The 16,223-nt window shown below is 46.3% G+C and carries 14 protein-coding genes; 3 read left to right on the forward strand and 11 right to left on the reverse strand.

Features of this window, described 5'->3' with window-relative positions; translation table 11 throughout:
• Nucleotides 1-31: 31 nt before the first annotated feature.
• The 5 genes from L6442_RS17935 to L6442_RS17955 form a co-directional block, all read right to left on the reverse strand.
• Nucleotides 32-910, reverse strand: coding sequence for a carbohydrate ABC transporter permease (locus tag L6442_RS17935; protein ID WP_212976475.1), 879 nt, complete (start codon nt 908-910; stop codon nt 32-34).
• Nucleotides 911-923: 13 nt separating this feature from the next.
• A complete protein-coding gene (locus L6442_RS17940; protein ID WP_194232162.1) occupies nt 924-1,790 on the reverse strand; it encodes a carbohydrate ABC transporter permease in 867 nt (288 codons plus the stop codon).
• A gap of 266 nt (nt 1,791-2,056) precedes the next feature.
• Nucleotides 2,057-2,551 carry a hypothetical protein gene (locus tag L6442_RS17945; RefSeq protein WP_212976476.1) on the reverse strand — a complete coding sequence of 165 codons (495 nt, stop codon included), beginning with the start codon at nt 2,549-2,551 and terminating at the stop codon, nt 2,057-2,059.
• Nucleotides 2,552-2,665: 114 nt separating this feature from the next.
• Nucleotides 2,666-3,475: an MBL fold metallo-hydrolase gene (locus tag L6442_RS17950; protein WP_212976477.1), complete on the reverse strand. Its 810-nt coding sequence runs from the start codon at nt 3,473-3,475 to the stop codon at nt 2,666-2,668.
• 29 nt (nt 3,476-3,504) lie between these two features.
• The gene (locus tag L6442_RS17955) at nt 3,505-4,113 is read right to left on the reverse strand and encodes an ArsR/SmtB family transcription factor (RefSeq protein ID WP_373871775.1); all 609 of its coding nucleotides are present in this window, start codon (nt 4,111-4,113) and stop codon (nt 3,505-3,507) included.
• Nucleotides 4,114-4,211: 98 nt separating this feature from the next.
• Between L6442_RS17955 and L6442_RS17960 the strand changes: the two genes are divergently transcribed.
• A complete protein-coding gene (locus L6442_RS17960) occupies nt 4,212-4,820 on the forward strand; it encodes an MFS transporter (RefSeq protein ID WP_237099971.1) in 609 nt (202 codons plus the stop codon).
• A 147-nt stretch (nt 4,821-4,967) separates the two neighbouring features.
• A complete protein-coding gene (locus tag L6442_RS17965) occupies nt 4,968-5,750 on the forward strand; it encodes a class I SAM-dependent methyltransferase (protein ID WP_212976478.1) in 783 nt (260 codons plus the stop codon).
• Between the two features lie 198 nt (nt 5,751-5,948).
• Here the strand turns inward: L6442_RS17965 and L6442_RS17970 are convergent, their stop codons facing one another.
• Nucleotides 5,949-6,383: an N-acetyltransferase gene (locus L6442_RS17970; protein WP_212976479.1), complete on the reverse strand. Its 435-nt coding sequence runs from the start codon at nt 6,381-6,383 to the stop codon at nt 5,949-5,951.
• A gap of 624 nt (nt 6,384-7,007) precedes the next feature.
• Between L6442_RS17970 and L6442_RS17975 the strand changes: the two genes are divergently transcribed.
• The gene (locus L6442_RS17975; protein ID WP_212976480.1) at nt 7,008-7,961 is read left to right on the forward strand and encodes an iron-hydroxamate ABC transporter substrate-binding protein; all 954 of its coding nucleotides are present in this window, start codon (nt 7,008-7,010) and stop codon (nt 7,959-7,961) included.
• A gap of 324 nt (nt 7,962-8,285) precedes the next feature.
• On the opposite strand, the gene metE is transcribed toward L6442_RS17975, so the two are convergent.
• The 5 genes from metE to L6442_RS18000 form a co-directional block, all read right to left on the reverse strand.
• Nucleotides 8,286-10,574 carry a 5-methyltetrahydropteroyltriglutamate--homocysteine S-methyltransferase gene (gene metE, locus L6442_RS17980; RefSeq protein WP_212976481.1) on the reverse strand — a complete coding sequence of 763 codons (2,289 nt, stop codon included), beginning with the start codon at nt 10,572-10,574 and terminating at the stop codon, nt 8,286-8,288.
• Between the two features lie 137 nt (nt 10,575-10,711).
• A complete protein-coding gene (locus tag L6442_RS17985; protein ID WP_212976482.1) occupies nt 10,712-12,520 on the reverse strand; it encodes a glycoside hydrolase family 35 protein in 1,809 nt (602 codons plus the stop codon).
• A gap of 104 nt (nt 12,521-12,624) precedes the next feature.
• Nucleotides 12,625-14,004: an ABC transporter substrate-binding protein gene (locus L6442_RS17990; RefSeq protein ID WP_194232172.1), complete on the reverse strand. Its 1,380-nt coding sequence runs from the start codon at nt 14,002-14,004 to the stop codon at nt 12,625-12,627.
• A 116-nt stretch (nt 14,005-14,120) separates the two neighbouring features.
• On the reverse strand, nt 14,121-14,957 hold the full coding sequence (locus L6442_RS17995; protein WP_212976483.1) for a carbohydrate ABC transporter permease: 837 nt from the start codon (nt 14,955-14,957) through the stop codon (nt 14,121-14,123).
• Nucleotides 14,958-14,973: 16 nt separating this feature from the next.
• On the reverse strand, nt 14,974-15,909 hold the full coding sequence (locus tag L6442_RS18000; RefSeq protein ID WP_212976484.1) for a carbohydrate ABC transporter permease: 936 nt from the start codon (nt 15,907-15,909) through the stop codon (nt 14,974-14,976).
• Nucleotides 15,910-16,223: the final 314 nt, after the last annotated feature.

Consider the following 16,223-nt stretch of genomic DNA (forward strand, 5'->3'; position numbering starts at 1 on the left):
ATCCCGTCTTTCTCCTCCTAAAACCTCACGATTAACCCTTAATGCCGGACAATTGAATCCCTTCGATGAAATACGATTCCGCATACAGGAACAGCAGCACCATCGGGGTCATGTACAGCATGGAAGCCGCAAATGCGATTCCCCGCTCCCCGTCATTGATTCTGGATAAATAAACCGATAGCGGCTGCTTGAACGGGTCATCCAAAAAAATAAGCGGCTGCTCGACCATATTCCAATAATCGACGAACAATAAAATAATGAGCGCAGCCAATCCCGGCTTGATCATCGGCAGAATGATTCTAAGAAAGATCCGCCCATGTCCGGCCCCGTCTATTTTCGCAGCTTCAATATAGACATAGGGAATATCCAGCATGAACTGTCTGAGCATAAACACGCCGAATGCCGCAAAAATCCCCGGCAAAACAACCGCATTGGCACTGTTCAGAATCCCAAGCTTATCCGCCATAATATAATTGGGCACAAGCGTTACCTGAAACGGCATCAGCATCGTTAACACATAGATCAGAAATAGAGGATCCCTGCCGCGGAACTTCAGTTTGGCAAAAGCATATGCGGCAAGCGCACTGACCACCGTCTGACCGGCAATAATCGGCACCACGAGCAGTACGGAGTTCCAAAACATCGTGAGATATTTGGGATTGTCCACAAACACCTTGCCATATTGCTCTAAGGACACTTTATCCGGCAGCAATTTCAAATTGACGAATGGAGCCGTTCTATCGGCAGACGCTTCGTTTATTTTCCCAATAGGCCCGTAATTGATTTCGATTTCCTTTGCTGTCGTCAGCGAATTCGTGAACGTAATCACAATAGGAAATAATAACAGGATCGCAATTACGCTCATCACGAGTGTTAATGCGCTTTTTCGAAGCACATTGGCAAGTGGCATTTGATTTCACCCCCTATTCCATGTAGCGTCGATGCTGGCGTTCCAGTGTGAACAAGATGATCACGACCAGCAAAATGCAGCAAAACATCAAGTTTGCCGCCGCAGTCAGCTTCTGTATGTCCAGCGACATGAACATGTTGTTCATGTAGTGCTGCATCATATAAATGCTGTCATGCGGATAATCGCCTGCGATCAAATACGTCTCCCGGAACACTTTAAACGAGTTGATGATCGACATGATGACGACAAAAAACATGGTGGAGGTTAAATAAACCAGCGTAATGCTCCTGAACTGGCGTAATCGTCCCGCTCCTTCGATCTGTGCTGTTTCATAGTAGTCTTTCGGGATTTGCTGTAATCCGGCCAAAAACAAAATGACGTTATAGCCAATGTTCTTCCATAAGTACACGACAACCACCACAACCCGGGCAGCATCCGTCTTCATCCAATCCACGCGGGCAATCCCGAAGTGGCTGAGCCAAGCATTTAAAGATCCGTTCCAATCAAACAGCATCTGCCAGATCATGATAATCGACGCAACGGGTACAACCAGCGGCATCACATAGGCAGTCCGCAGCCATTTCCGAAGATATGTACTTTGGTTCAAGAGCAGCGCCAATCCTAATGACAGGGCAAGCATCAGCGGAACGCTAACCGCGCTGAAATAAAACGTGTTGGACGCCGCTTTGCGGAAGGATTCGCTCGCCAGCAGCTCGCGGTAATTGTTAAGCCCGACAAAATGCCCGCCTACTGTATTGTCCATAAAGGAATAAAATGCGCCCATAACGAACGGGATCAGGTAAAACATCGCGAATCCGACGCCGCTGGGCAAGAGGAACATCATTGCCGCTGATGCATCCTTACGGAGCCAGTATTTCATGGTTGTCCATCCTTTCACTACCTGATGCTAAGGTGTATACAATTTATAAAAATTCCAGTCTATCCAAACCTCCTTCTCAAAGCTCTGCAACCTTTCTACATGCTTAAGAATAAAAAATACTATTTAAATAGATGTGGGGTAAATATTAAATAATCCTTAAATTTCAGACGGGGGAAAGTATCTTTTTAACCAAATCTTTTTAATATGGATAGAAAAAAAAGAAACCCCATACCTTTTTCAAGGTCAGAGTTTCTAAGGGGATATCCTCAAATCTTCTCGCCCGATATAACGCAATCTTCAAGCACAAGCCAGAAATTTTTTTCATCATAACCCGTTACGGTTCCTTCGATTCGATAATCCGGATATAAGAAATTCCATGGCGTACGCTTTCTAAGCTCTTCGTCATCGGTAACTGCATAAGTCTGTTCGTTGATGCGGATGATGATTCCTTGAGGATAAAACATGGCAATCGCTCCGCTGACCCGGTTCCCCGGCGCATATTGCTGCTTGGTGATCTTCCATGGTGCACGATTAGGTTCGGTAGCCTGCCTCCAAATGCTCTCAAATGCTTCTGCATCTATTTCCACGTCACCGTCGTACATCGTCACTTCTTGATCGCTCAACATAAAATCGGGGGTAGTGGAAATCTGGCAGCTGTTCTCGCCCGTAACGACAATTTGGCGGTAGGCGGTTCCCTTTTCATCAATTTCAAAATAATACCATTCATCTTCTTCAATCCCGCGCGCTTGAATATACTTCATTGCCTAATGTTCTCCCCCTTTCCATGTTGATCCGAACGATAATCTCAATACATGATTGATTCCCTGCAAAAAAACAACTACATGCAGATGCGAATCGACGACTCGGCTTCATGATCAGAATTGAACCGAAAACCCGTTAAAACGGTGTATGCCTGTACCGAAACGAACCAAGTTTTTCTCCCGCAATTCCTTTACCGCTTCTTTCACCACGTCCAGCAGTACCGGATCCAGACCAAGGCGGTTATGGCCGCCGTAAATTTTCCCCACTCCGGCAATTCCCGTGATTCTTTCTAGCGAATTTACGAGATCTCCCGGACTGGTGGTCGGATAAAAGGCATATACCGGCGTCTCATCATACAGCAGATCGCCTGTAAATAAGTACCCCCTGCTCGTATCATGGACTGCGATATGCCCTGGAGAATGGCCGGGAGTATGATAGATGACTAATTTCCGCGAGCCAAGTTCGATCTCATCCCCGTCGCGGAGCAAGCCGGTTGGCTTTCCTTGATAGGGGGTATAAGTTGAAGGATGAAATGAAGCTGGTACAGGTCTTGTGATATCACGCGATATATCCTTGCGGATTTGCTCGATCGACAGCTTTTTGATCCCGTTTACCAGCCAATCCTCTTCAGCCTCATGCACATATATTTCATCGTATTGGCCATGGCTCCCAATATGATCAGCATGGACATGCGTTGTCAGTACCATAATGGGCAGATCGGTCAACTGGTCCGTCATGCGTCTCATATTATCAATGCCGAGCCCGGTGTCAATCAGGGCAGCGCGCTCTTCCCCTATGAGCAAATACGAATGCACCTTTTCCCAATGTCCGTATTCGCTGATCGCAAATGAGCTTTCATCAAGCTTTGATACGGTAAACCAAGCATCATCAATGATGATCGGGTGTGGATTGTTTTGTTGCATATGTATTCCCTCCAAAATATTCAAATTCATTAATTGGTAATGTTCTCGTCATCATCCTGAAACGCAATCAAGGACAAGTAGTAACCTTTTTCTTCTACTGATTCTTGAGAATCAGCGGTTTCACTCGTCTGAATTGTGAAATGCTTGTTCATAAGCTGGCGGAATTCCTCCACAAAAGCATGGAAGCTTTCCTCGGTTGCATGAAAACGATAAGTCGAGGCGATATTTTTTCGCCTGGTCTCATTCCTGCTGTCCAAGGCAAAAGATTCGGCCGGCGCGTTTTCGATTTTGGTACGAGTCGCCTCAAGCGTCTCCATAAATACCTGCCGCGATGTTTCCACCAAATCCGCGCTTGGCAGCAAATGATCTTCCGGTATGAACCGGCCGGCTACCGCGCGATAATACTTCTGAACGATTCCGTTTTTCTCTTCCTTGCGTACCACTTGAATGATGCCATGCTTCTCCAGCTCTTTTAAGTGGAAATAAATATTGTTGCGCTGGATACCCAGCATTTCGGCCAACTGCTGTCCGGTGTAAGCTTCCTTTACCAGTTTCATTAGTATTTTCGTGCGGAGAGGATCGGCAATGGCTTTGAGCTGATCATGCGTTTTGATTTTGTAGACACCAGTCATATTCATTTTAACATCTCCATATTTTTTACCGGTAAAATATATTTTACCGTGATATTTTAGAGAGTATCACAACCCTTTTTAATGGTCAATCTTTCCATTCGGGATTGGCTTATCGTTTCCCTGCACTTTCCCAAAAAAGTAAAACAAACGGGGCGACATATACCGTTTATACGTATCTCACTCCTATTTTGCATGATGTTCTAGCAGTCCCTGACCGGTATATCAGTCTCGTATTTTTGCTTTACGGCGTCGTCTCCGTCTTCAGCACGTTTATTGGCGGCAAAATCGCGGCCAATAACGGAATCGGCAAACTACGTTTCATGTTTCTCGTTCAAGCCGTCATTTTGGCTTCGTTATATGTCTCTTCCCGTTCGCTCGCAGGGGCATTAGTCAGCATCTCTTTGATTACTTTGCTCGTTTACGTGATGAATTCCACCATGCAATTGTATTTCATTGATTTGGCCGATAAGCATGTTCCGTCTGCCAGAGATTTGGCATCGTCATTAACGCCCGTGTCCGTCAACGTAGGTATTGCGTTGGGTTCGGCTCTCGGCGGTTTCGTCACGACAAGCAAACAATTGATCGATGTCTCCTGGACCGGCGGACTCGTAGCGGTAGCTGCCGCTGTTCTGACCTGGATCAGCTATCGTTTGGATCATAAAACCCAGCATTCCTATCAACAAAAAGTCATCTTGTTCGGGAGAAGCGATTAAGTGATACAGCATTATACTTCATGATCCTCTTTCCACCCATTTACAGCCGAAATATTGTATGGTAAATTTGTAGTATCTCATATGTCGATACTTAGTTTCACTGTACGAAACAAAAATGTTAAATGAAGTAGATGGGAGGATACGTCCATGGAAAACTCAATCAAAAATCAGGTGCAACAGCAATTCGCCAGAAATGCGGAGAAATACGTCAAGAGCAGCGGCCATGCCAAAGGAGAGGATTTGGCATGGCTTGTTACATGTTCCAAAGCGGATGAAACTATGGATGTACTCGATATTGCAACGGGCGGCGGACATGTAGCCAATGCTCTTGCCCCACTCGTTCGCCATGTGACAGCCCTTGATCTGACCGAGGAGATGCTGAATATAGCAGCCGCATTTATACGGGGGAACGGCCATACTAACGTCGGTTACATCGCAGGCGATGCGGAACGATTACCTTTTTCCGATGCTTCTTTCGATCTGGTTACATGCAGAATTGCCGCTCATCATTTTCCGGATATTCCCGCTTTTGTTCACGAAGCATTCCGTGTTGTCAAACCTGGCGGCAAACTGCTCCTTATTGATAATGTGGCCCCGGAAAACGAAAGCTTGGATCAATTTTACAATGCCATCGAAAAGCATAGAGATCCGAGCCACGTCCGGGCATGGAAAAAGACGGAATGGATCAGCCTTTTGGAGCAAACGGGTTTTCATGTGGAGATGATGGTTTCGTTTCCGAAAACATTTGAATTCCAAGATTGGTGTGAACGCTCAGCCCTCCCTGAAAAAGAAGCAGCAATTCTGGAGAAGAACATGCTTGAGGCTTCGATGGAAATTAGAGATTTCTTCCGCATTCGGACCCATGAAGCCGGCGGAATGTTCAGTTTTTCAGGCGAATCGGTTTATGTGCAAGCAATCCGTCCGATTTAGGAGTGAGTATGCCTGAATACATGATCGAATGTTAATTTTCACAGTAAAAACCGCCAATCGATGATAAACTGCCTCTCAGATGTTAGACACGATCTAACATTGGAGGTGCAGTCCATCGCATGATTGACGGTTTTTTATGCTGCTCTATTTTATTCAGGCTGTGAATCCAATTCAGTAATAGTAACTCGAATCGAAAATTCAGCCCCTTTTACTCCACTCCATCACAAACTCCTGTTGGCCCGTATCTTCATCAACGCCTTCTTCAACTACTTGAAAGCCATTGTAATGATAAAACCCGGTGGCCGCCGTGTTTTTCTTATAGACCCGAAGTTGAATCGTTTTATGTTTTTCTTTTATGTAGTCTAATAATAACTTTCCGTATCCTTTCTTCTGATAGGCTTCATCTACGAATAATGCCGCCAGATAATCGTCAACCATCGATACAAAACCGGCGATCACGCCATTTTGCTCAATAACGTATGACCGCGACATTGGCAGGTATTTCTCGGCCATCTCTTTTTTACCCGACATCCAGTACTCCGGATCAATAAAATCATGGGCTCTCAGTGAACCGGAAATCCAGATTTCCACTAATCTTTGAATCTCATCTGTTTTGGCTGGTCTAATGATCATCTTTTTTTGTCCTCCTGTGTTGTCCGTCAATCTATTAATTATATTTCTTTCCTATGCCTTTGACAGTAGGAACTCCTTTCTAAATGGCCAGTTACTTCACAATCGCTTCAAGAGAAATGAACAATTACGGGTGATTACACAGTGGAATTATGAATTGATTCTTGAAGTCGTTTTTTGGATTTTAGTAAAATCCTATATACAAAAATGACTGGCTGTTCCATCTGGAAAATTGCAAAAGTGCATCTATTTTAGCGCTCCAGGCTACTATGGCTAGAAAGCTTGCAAAAGTGCATCTTTTCCACAGCTTTTAGACATAAACAGACGATTCATGATCAAATTGATGCACTTTCGCAACAATTTTCCATTTCACGCGATAAAATTCCTGAAAAGGATGCACTCTCGCAACATTTTCCCTTTTCACAGGATCAGCTTTCTGAAAAAGCTTGCGCCCTGAATCCATTTCATAATGGATTGATAGTATTTGAACCTAGATGATTAAACTATTGACAAAAAATATGTGTTCCATTTAAAATAAATGATAATGATTATCATTATCGAGTCTGCCCTATCGGGCAAATTATGATCATCATTCAAAATACATAGCCTATGCTAAGGGAGAGTCATATGAAAAAGTATTTTTCTTTGCCAGTTCTACTGCTTGTTTTATTGCTAAGCGCCTGCGGCGGCGGTCAAACGAATGACGCCAAAAACGCGGACCAGATTTCCGGGGAGGCATCCGCTTCAAATTCCGCTGCGAAATCCGACACCTTTACATACCAATCCGAAAACGGGCCGGTCGAAGTGCCAAAAAATCCGCAGCGTGTCGTTGTGCTGACGAGATTTTTGACAGGCAACGTGATGGCGCTTGGGGTCCCGGTCGTGGGCGCAGATGAAATGTCGATCGAAAACCCAAGGTTTCAGGATAAACTAAAAGATGTCGAGGCGGTTTCCGACGAAAGCGTCGAAAAAATCATCGAGCTGAATCCCGATCTCATCGTTGGATTATCCAACATTAAAAACATTGACAAGTTGAAGCAAATCGCCCCTACCGTAACCTTTACATACGGCAAGGTCGATTATTTAACGCAGCAGATTGAAATCGGCAAATTGCTGAATAAGGAAAAAGAAGCTAAGGCATGGGTCGATGATTTTAAAGCACGTGCCCAAAAAGCCGGCGAAGAAATCAAAGCGAAAATAGGCAGCGATGCAACCGTATCAGTTGTTGAAACATTTAATAAGCAGCTTTATGTCTACGGTTATAATTTCGGGCGCGGCACCGAGATTCTCTATAATGAATTTAAGCTTGGCATGCCGGAAAAGGTTAAGGAAGCGACGGCAAAAGACGGTTACTTGGCCCTGTCGACCGAGGTCTTGAAGGACTATTTTGGCGACTACGTGATCTTAAGCAAAAATGCGGATGAGGACAGCTCCTTCCAAAAAACTGAAACATATAAAAACATTCCGGCCGTCAAAAACAATCATGTTTTTGAAGTCGATGCGAAGTCGTTTTATTTCAACGATCCACTCAGTCTGGACTATCAATTGGATTTCTTCATCAAAAGTTTTCTTGGCAAGTAATCCATTGGCGCTTAAATGATATTGTTCGAAATGTGGAAAACGGTGGTTTGCCTATGACGGCGCCGCCGTTTTTTCATTCATTTTATCCAATGATTTTGATATGATGATTTCAAATGTCCAAAATGAGAATAACTCTTTTCTTAACGAAATTGTTCCGGAGGAGGGGGATGTGGTTCTCTTAACATCTGATGAGCCCGCGGCCAATGGAATCCCAATCGCATAGCCCCCCTTTCATTAGGGGATTCGATGCAAAAGAAAGCAGGCTGTCGGAGCCTGCTTTTTCTTCTGTCATATATTCTTTTGTCCATTTATTCTTTTGTCCAGTTATATCTTCAAGGCATATTTTTCCCGCGAAATCCGCGTCGCTTCAACCATGTTGCGCAAGGATTCCACTGTCTCTTCCTTACCGCGTGTTTTCAACCCGCAGTCCGGGTTAATCCAGAAAAGCTTCGGATCCAGCACGCGCAAAGCACGGTCGACCATGCCGGTCATCTCCTTTACTTCCGGAACGCGTGGGCTGTGGATGTCATATACGCCTAGACCGATACCCAGCTTGTAGGTATTTTGCTCAAAGCTGTGGATCAGTTCGCCATGGCTGCGCGATGTCTCGATCGAGATCACGTCCGCATCCATTGCTTCGATCGAATCGATCATATCATGGAATTCACAGTAGCACATATGCGTGTGAATCTGCGTTGTATCTTGAACTGTGCATGTGGTCATGCGGAATGCTTTGACGGCCCATGCCAGATATTCCGCCTGCTCTTCTTCCTTCAGCGGCAGCCCTTCGCGAACCGCAGGCTCATCCACTTGAATCATGCCGATACCTGCTTGTTCAAGCGCCTCCACTTCCTGACGAAGCGCATATGCCAGCTGGTAAGCGATTTGCTCGCGAGGGATATCGTCACGAACGAAGGACCAGTTCATAATCGTGATCGGTCCCGTCAGCATACCCTTTACAGGCCGCCGGGTCTTCGATTGGGCATACTTTGTTTCCTCGACGGTCATCGCTTTCTCAAACGCCACATCCCCGAAGATAATCGGAGGTTTCACGCAGCGGGAACCGTATGATTGAACCCAGCCAAACTGGGTGAAGGCAAAACCCGCAAGTTTCTCGCCGAAAAATTCGACCATGTCCGTCCGTTCAAATTCGCCATGCACCAGCACGTCCAGACCGATATCTTCCTGCAGCTTGATCCAGAGATCGATTTGCTCACGAATGAAACTCTCATACTGCTCTTCGGTCCATTCGCCTTTACGCCACAATTGACGGGCCTTGCGCACTTCTGCGGATTGCGGAAAGCTTCCGATCGTCGTTGTCGGCAAAATCGGCAGCTGCCATTTCTGCTGCTGAACAACATGGCGCTCGGAGAATGGCAAATGGCGTTCCGGTTGCTGGCTGCTGATCGCAGCGACCGTGACTTGAACGTCTTTGCGATTGCGTTCGGCGGATTCCTTAAGCGCCTGCAAATCGCGCTCGTTTGCCGCTAGTTCGTCTGCGATTGCATCTTTCCCCGAAGAAACGGCTTTTGTCAGATTGACGATCTCGTCCAACTTTTCATCCGCGAAAGCCAGTGCATTCTTAAGTTCGGTTATAAGTTTCGTTTCGTTCTTAACCGTAACCGGAACATGCAGCAAACTGCAGGATGACTGCACGATGAGCCTATCGTCCGTTACGAATTGGGTCAATCCTTCCAACAGTCCCAGCTTCTCGTTCAACGAAGCCTTCCAGATGCCGCGCCCATCGACGATGCCCGCACCCAGAACTTTGTCTGCCGGGAAACCATGCTCTTTGACCGACTGCAAATTTCCGGAGAATCCGTGTACGAAATCCAGCCCGATTCCTTTGACAGGCAGCTGAATGATTTCACTGTAATTTTCCACCGACTCAAAATACGTCTGCAGCATAATGTTCAGACCCGGCACTGCTGTGGAGAATTCATCATAAATGGTCTTCAGCCGCCCGCGGTCGGCATCGCTTAATTTCGTAACGAGTACCGGTTCATCCAGCTGCACCCACTTAACGCTTTCCCGCGCAAGATCCTGAAGAACTTGTATATACAACGGCAGCAGGCGGTTCAGCCAAGCGTCCGTTTCCTCTGGAGCAAACCCTTTCGACAGCTTGAGGAAAGTAAGCGGGCCTACGATCACCGGCTTCCCTTCGATCCCGAGCTTTTCTTTCGCTTCGCGGTAAGCCGCCAACGGCTTGTTTTCGGTAATCACCGGTTCCGCCCCGTCCAGTTCCGGAACGATGTAATGGTAGTTCGTGTTAAACCATTTGGTCATCTCGCAAGCCGTTGCTTCTTTCGTCCCCCGCGCCATACCGTAATATACGGACAGGGGCACAATACCGCCTTTGTATGCAAAACGTTTCGGAATCAGCCCGAACATCGCCGCCGTATCCAAAACATGATCATAATAACTGAATTCATTCACCGGAATCAGATCAATGCCTTTTGCCTGCTGTTTGCGTAAATGATCCAAGCGGATTTCCTGAAGACGCCCGTGAAACTCTGCTTCTTCGAGCTTTCCGGCCCAAAATGCTTCGAGCGCTTTCTTCCATTCACGTTCCGCACCAATACGTGGATACCCAAGAACACTGCTAATCGCCATCCTTGTAACAACTCCTTCATCATTCTGTTACAAGAAAGATAACATGTATTCCGAGATATAGTGTAACTGTAATAAACTATATCCAGCTATAGCTGAAGGCTATAGCTGGATTTTCATGGAGATGCTATCGTATTTACCTAGACGGATTCATCCTCCACCACGAAATTCAAGTGCCGTTCGTCCAGCAAAGCCGTACTTCCGAGGTCCGGCTGGTCAACCAGCGTAATGATCGCCTCTTCCGGCGTGCCGTGAAGCTCGAACAGGATAATTTCATTACGCCCTTTATGGAGCAATGGCCCAGGAATATACAAAGCTTGCTGCGGACCGGCCTCCCAATAACGACCTAGGTTAAATCCATTCACCCAAGCGACGCCTTTTTTCCAGCCGTCAACTCTCAAGAACGTATCCCCGATTCTTTCCACATCGACATAACCCCGGTAAAACGCCGGACCTTGAACTTGCTCCCCGCCTTCGGTAAAACTCAACTCAGACAGGGAAGCAGGCTCCAGCGGAAGCGTTCTGATCGTCCATCCGTATTGGAACTGGTTATCGACGCGCACGCCTTCCATGATTCCTTTCGGATCCCGGAGAAATGGTCCGTAGTTTACCCGGCCCATGTTTTCAACGAGAATGTCAAGTCTAGCACCCTCTTTCGACACTGAAATATCCAGTGGCTGCGGATTCCAGCGTTCCACCACGCCAAGCAGCTTTCCGTCCAAGAAAACCTGAGCCCGGTCGCGGACATCCTGAATATAAAGCTTTTGCCCCTTGCGCGGACCTTTAACCCAAGTTGAATACAGGATAAACCCGTAAGATTGTCCGAATTTCTCCATTGGTTGAATATAAGCCTGCTTTACCGGTGTCGACAATGTGTCCAGCTCATCAAACAACGGACTGCATTCCGACAAGGTCACCTGTCCATACGTACATTTGGAAATCGGATCAGGCAGGGAACATCCCGGTTTGATGCCATGTTTCTCGAACACTTCCCTTACGGCTTCATACTTGCTTGTTAAATCTCCCCATTCGGTCAGCATCGCATCATAATCATAGCTTGTCACCGTCGGTTCGTATTTTTCCGGATGATTCGCCCCGTTGTAGAACCCGAAGTTGGTACCGCCATGGAACATGTACATGTTGATTGAAGATCCTGCCTTCAGCATGTCATCCAGCACCTGGCCAACATCAGAAGCCTCCCGGACATGATGGGGTTCCATCCAATGATCGAACCAGCCATTCCAGTATTCCATAACCATTAGCGGATCATGCTCTCTATGCTCCCGGAACTTGGCAAAGGATTCGGCAACGCGGGATCCGAAATTCACCGTCGCATGCACGCCGTCTATCGTACCGCCAATCAGCATTTCATCGGTTGGACCGTCGGAGGTAAAGAGCAGTACATCCACACCTCTTGCAACCAGACCATCGCGAAGATATTCAAGGTAAGAAGTGTCATTACCAAAACTTCCGTATTCATTTTCGACTTGAACAGCCAAAATCGGCCCGCCGTTGGTCGATAGCAGAGGAACCAGCTTAGGAATCAGCACATCATAATACCGGTCCACCTTGGCTAAATAAGCCGGATCATAACACCGCAGGCCCATGTCGCTGTTCTGCAGCAGCCAGGCCGGAAGCCCGCCGAACTCCCATTCTGCGCAAATGTATGGGCTTGGCCTTACAATCACATAAAGTCCCATTTCATGCGCCAGTTGGATAAACGAAGCGACATCGGCCATGCCGTCAAACACAAATTCGCCTTCCTTAGGTTCATGAAAGTTCCAGGGAATATAAGTCTCAACCGTATTAAAACCGCAGGCCTTCAGCTTTTGCAGACGATCTTTCCAATATTCCGGAACGACACGGAAATAATGAATCGCTCCCGACAGAATCCGGAAAGGCTGCCCGTCCAAAACATATTGTCCATCCTTGATTTCCAGCAAAGTCATTTTAGCTCACTCCTGAGTATGTTGTGGTAAAGAAAAAAAGAGCTTTAAAGAGCCATGGCGGACTCTTCAAAGCTCATCAATTTCATATTGCTTTGTTTCTAGCCTTACTTGGATTCTTTTTCGTTAATAATTTTCGTTGCTTCATCGACCATCCATTTTTGCACTTGATCGATCGGTTCGTTGCTAAGCATAAACTTACTGAAACCGTCATCAATGACTTTGGTAAGGTCCGAACCGCTAGTTGTAACCACTTTGGAAGCATCCAAATATTTGATATCTGGGCCAAACAGAGTATTTTTCAAAGATTCCACATCATATTTATCCGTGTTTTTGCCGATCAAGCGGTCGAGCAATTTGTTTTGATCCGCTTTTTTCCAGCCGGAGAACTCTTGTCTTGCATCCGAGTCGTTTGTCGTCATAAAGCGCATCAGTTTAAATGCTTCTTCTTTATGTTTGGATGTTGCGCCCATTGCAAGCTGTCCGCCGCCTACAAAATATTTTCCGCCTTCGTAATCTTTAGGCAGAGCGTTTTGCGGAGGAAGAGGTACCGGTGCGAATGCTGTTTTGAAATCATGCGGGTACTGCTCGACATTGCCCGGATCCGGAATCATGAAGCTTCCTGTAAGAAGCATTGCCGCGCTGCCGCTGAAGAATTCGCTTCGGTAGTTCAGCTTGGCCGCCAGCGTATCCGCATATGTTTTTGCCGACTTGTCCACGGTCTCCATATCCTTGCGGAGTTGGAAGAAATATTTGTAGGTCGGGTCGGACAAGATCGTTGTTCCGTCATCATAGCGATACGGATCTTTCATGACAGTCTGTGCCGGAGCGTTCACGTATAGCTCCCAAGTGTGGAAATAGGTTCCGTACCGTTTGTCGGTACCTTCGCCTTTGGTCAGCTTCTTCGCGTACTCGCGGAAGTCATCCCAGGTCCAGCCGAACTTTGGTACAGCCAATCCGGCTTCATCCAGAGCATCTTTATTGAGCAGGATGAATTGATAGCCGGCCGTCATTTGCATGCCGTAATATTTGTCATCGACCTTAGGGTTGACATAATATTCATCTTCCGGCTTCAGGCCTTCTTTGTCGTAAAATTCATTCAATGGAGCAAATGCGCCTCTTGCTGCTCTTTCGACTACGCCACCTGCGCTTGGCAAGTTAACGACGTCGATGGCTTCACCCGAAGAAATCAAAAAGTCCAATTTTTTCATCATTTCGACGGAATTACCCGGAACAAGCACGACATGCTCAACTTTGATGCCCGGGTTTTGCGCTTCGAACTCCTTCAGCATGGCATCTGTGTTTCCTTCTTGATCCGCATTATCCCAGTTGTAATACTTCAGGGTGATTTGGTCCCCTGATTTCCCTGCATCATCGCTTGACTTGCTTGCAGAATCGGAGTTGCCGCCGCATCCGCTCAGCACTGTGAACAAAGATAACAGCAGACACGTCGAAGCCAAGAAATTGCGTTTGCTTTTCTTTCTCATTTTTCTGCCCCCTACATGGAAGTTGTCCTCGCTTGCAATCTCAGTATAATAATTGGGCACTGCTTGGACGTGCATAATTTTGAGGTAAAAAGATAACTTTTTTGACCTTTTGCGTCTTAGCCTTTTACGCCGCCAAGCGCAATACCGTTGATAACCTGTTTCTGCAGAACAACGAACACAATCAGCAGCGGAATTATGGCGGAAAGCGATGCCATCATCATAATCGCGTCGTTGGTCGTATAGTCATCCCGGAACAGCGTCATGCCGAGCGGTATCGTATACAATTCCTTGGTTTGCAGGAAGATCAGCGGGTTTTGGTAGTCGTTCCAGGACCAAATGAATTTGATGATGGCTACGGTTGCCAGCACAGGCCGGCAGAGCGGAACGATGACCGAGAAAAACGTTCTTAAATGACCCGCGCCGTCGATTTTTGCCGCCTCAATAAATTCGTCGCTGATGCCAACCATGAATTGGCGCAGCAAAAAGGTGAAGTAGATCGAGAACATACTCATCAAAATCAACGCGACATGGGTATCATATAGGCCCAACCAGCGGATCAGCATAAAGCGCGGAATGAGCGTAGCCTGATCCGGAATGATCATAAAAGCAAGCAGTGCCGTAAAGACGATGTTTCTCCCGCGGAATTTCAGCTTCGTGAACGAATATGCCGCCATCGTCGACACAAGCAATGTAACGAAAGTCACGATTATAGCGACTTTGATGGAGTTCATGTATATATGTATAAAAGGTACTTTCCCCATCCAAACCGCTTTGAAATTGTACACCACATTGATGGATTTGGGAATCCACTCAATCGGGAACCGCATGACGTCCTTTTCGAATTTAAAGGCTGACGACAGCATCCATATAAACGGAATCAAGAAGAAAATGGACAATACAGCCATTAAAATTGTAGTGATTATTTTCGTGAAGTTTTTACGGATAAACAGCATAATGTCATCTCCTCCCTTAAGAATCCTCTCTTCTCATTTTCCATGTTGCTGCCGTAATGATCCCGATAATGGCAAACAACAACCAGGATATAGCGGATGCATAACCCATGTTATAGTTCACGAATCCTTCCTCGTAAATCCGGAACACGATTACCGTCGAAGAATTATCCGGTCCGCCTTCTGTCAGGTAGGAGATAATATCGAATACTTTAAATGAACCGATCAGCATCGTTATCAGCAAGAAAAAGGTCGTAGAGCGAAGCAAAGGAACCGTGATTTTGAAAAATTTCGTCAACCCGGTCGCGCCGTCGATCTCCGCAGCTTCATAAAGCTCGCTTGAGATGTTCGTCAGACCGGCCAAATAAATGATAATCGTATATCCGAGTCCTGCCCACGCGCTTATGATCGCGATCGCGATCAGAGACGTCTTCGGATCCACGAGCCATTTCGGCGGATTGGAAATTCCGATGTCCATCAGGAACTGGTTAATCGGTCCAAGCGATGGATGGAATAATGCGCTCCATACGGCTGCAACCGCAATGATAGACGAAATATAAGGGATAAAAAATACGACTTTAAAATAATCCTTAAAAAATACTTTGTTGTGAATGATTACGGCCAGGACGAGTGCGATCGCAATTGGCACAGGCACTGTCAGCACCGTGTAGAGCAGGTTGTTTTTCAAGGCCTTCATAATCGTAGGATCCTGGAACATGTGAATGTAGTTTTCCAGTCCTGCGAATTTAATGCCCGACATCCCTGAAAGCAAATTCCAGGAAGTAAAACTCAAATACAGAGAAAAGCCGAGCGCAAATACATTGAGCAGCAGCATCCCGACAATTTCCGGGGCGAGAAATAACCAGCCGACTAATGCTTCCTTGCGTTTCGGAGTCCAAAATTTTCGAGGATTTTGAAGCTTCTCCGTCGGGTAACTCGGTTTAGCAGCTTCCACTTCGCATCACCTCAACATGAATTAGTTGACTTAATCATAAAGTAAACGAAGTTTCCACAAAGGACGGATTCTGACTTGATACGGGTAAAATTTTGACTTTTCTCTCCATAAAGTACGTGTTCAAAAAGGCCGGTTTTCAGCACCGAGAAGGTTGGATGAAGCTAAGGACTGAGGAGCGGAGCGTACGTAGTGGGTACGTGAGCACCGGAAGGCCTGGCTGAATTCAAGATTCGATGTCGTTCCAGCTTCCTGATTCACTTCGTGTTAGATATAGGATTTATAAGTTATCAGCTACGCTGATGAAATTCTATATC

This window comes from Paenibacillus azoreducens (genome assembly GCF_021654775.1).
GTDB classification, from domain to species: domain Bacteria; phylum Bacillota; class Bacilli; order Paenibacillales; family Paenibacillaceae; genus Paenibacillus_AQ; species Paenibacillus_AQ azoreducens.

Excerpts from the sequence above, each read along its gene's own strand:
- L6442_RS17935 (WP_212976475.1), bottom strand. The coding sequence starts at position 910 with ATGCCACTTGCCAATGTGCTTCGAAAAAGCGCATTAACACTCGTGATG.
- L6442_RS17940 (WP_194232162.1), bottom strand. The coding sequence starts at position 1,790 with ATGAAATACTGGCTCCGTAAGGATGCATCAGCGGCAATGATGTTCCTC.
- L6442_RS17945 (WP_212976476.1), bottom strand. The coding sequence starts at position 2,551 with ATGAAGTATATTCAAGCGCGCGGGATTGAAGAAGATGAATGGTATTAT.
- L6442_RS17950 (WP_212976477.1), bottom strand. The coding sequence starts at position 3,475 with ATGCAACAAAACAATCCACACCCGATCATCATTGATGATGCTTGGTTT.
- L6442_RS17955 (WP_373871775.1), bottom strand. The coding sequence starts at position 4,113 with ATGAATATGACTGGTGTCTACAAAATCAAAACGCATGATCAGCTCAAA.
- L6442_RS17965 (WP_212976478.1), top strand. The coding sequence starts at position 4,968 with ATGGAAAACTCAATCAAAAATCAGGTGCAACAGCAATTCGCCAGAAAT.
- L6442_RS17970 (WP_212976479.1), bottom strand. The coding sequence starts at position 6,383 with ATGATCATTAGACCAGCCAAAACAGATGAGATTCAAAGATTAGTGGAA.
- L6442_RS17975 (WP_212976480.1), top strand. The coding sequence starts at position 7,008 with ATGAAAAAGTATTTTTCTTTGCCAGTTCTACTGCTTGTTTTATTGCTA.
- metE (WP_212976481.1), bottom strand. The coding sequence starts at position 10,574 with ATGGCGATTAGCAGTGTTCTTGGGTATCCACGTATTGGTGCGGAACGT.
- L6442_RS17985 (WP_212976482.1), bottom strand. The coding sequence starts at position 12,520 with ATGACTTTGCTGGAAATCAAGGATGGACAATATGTTTTGGACGGGCAG.
- L6442_RS17990 (WP_194232172.1), bottom strand. The coding sequence starts at position 14,004 with ATGAGAAAGAAAAGCAAACGCAATTTCTTGGCTTCGACGTGTCTGCTG.
- L6442_RS17995 (WP_212976483.1), bottom strand. The coding sequence starts at position 14,957 with ATGCTGTTTATCCGTAAAAACTTCACGAAAATAATCACTACAATTTTA.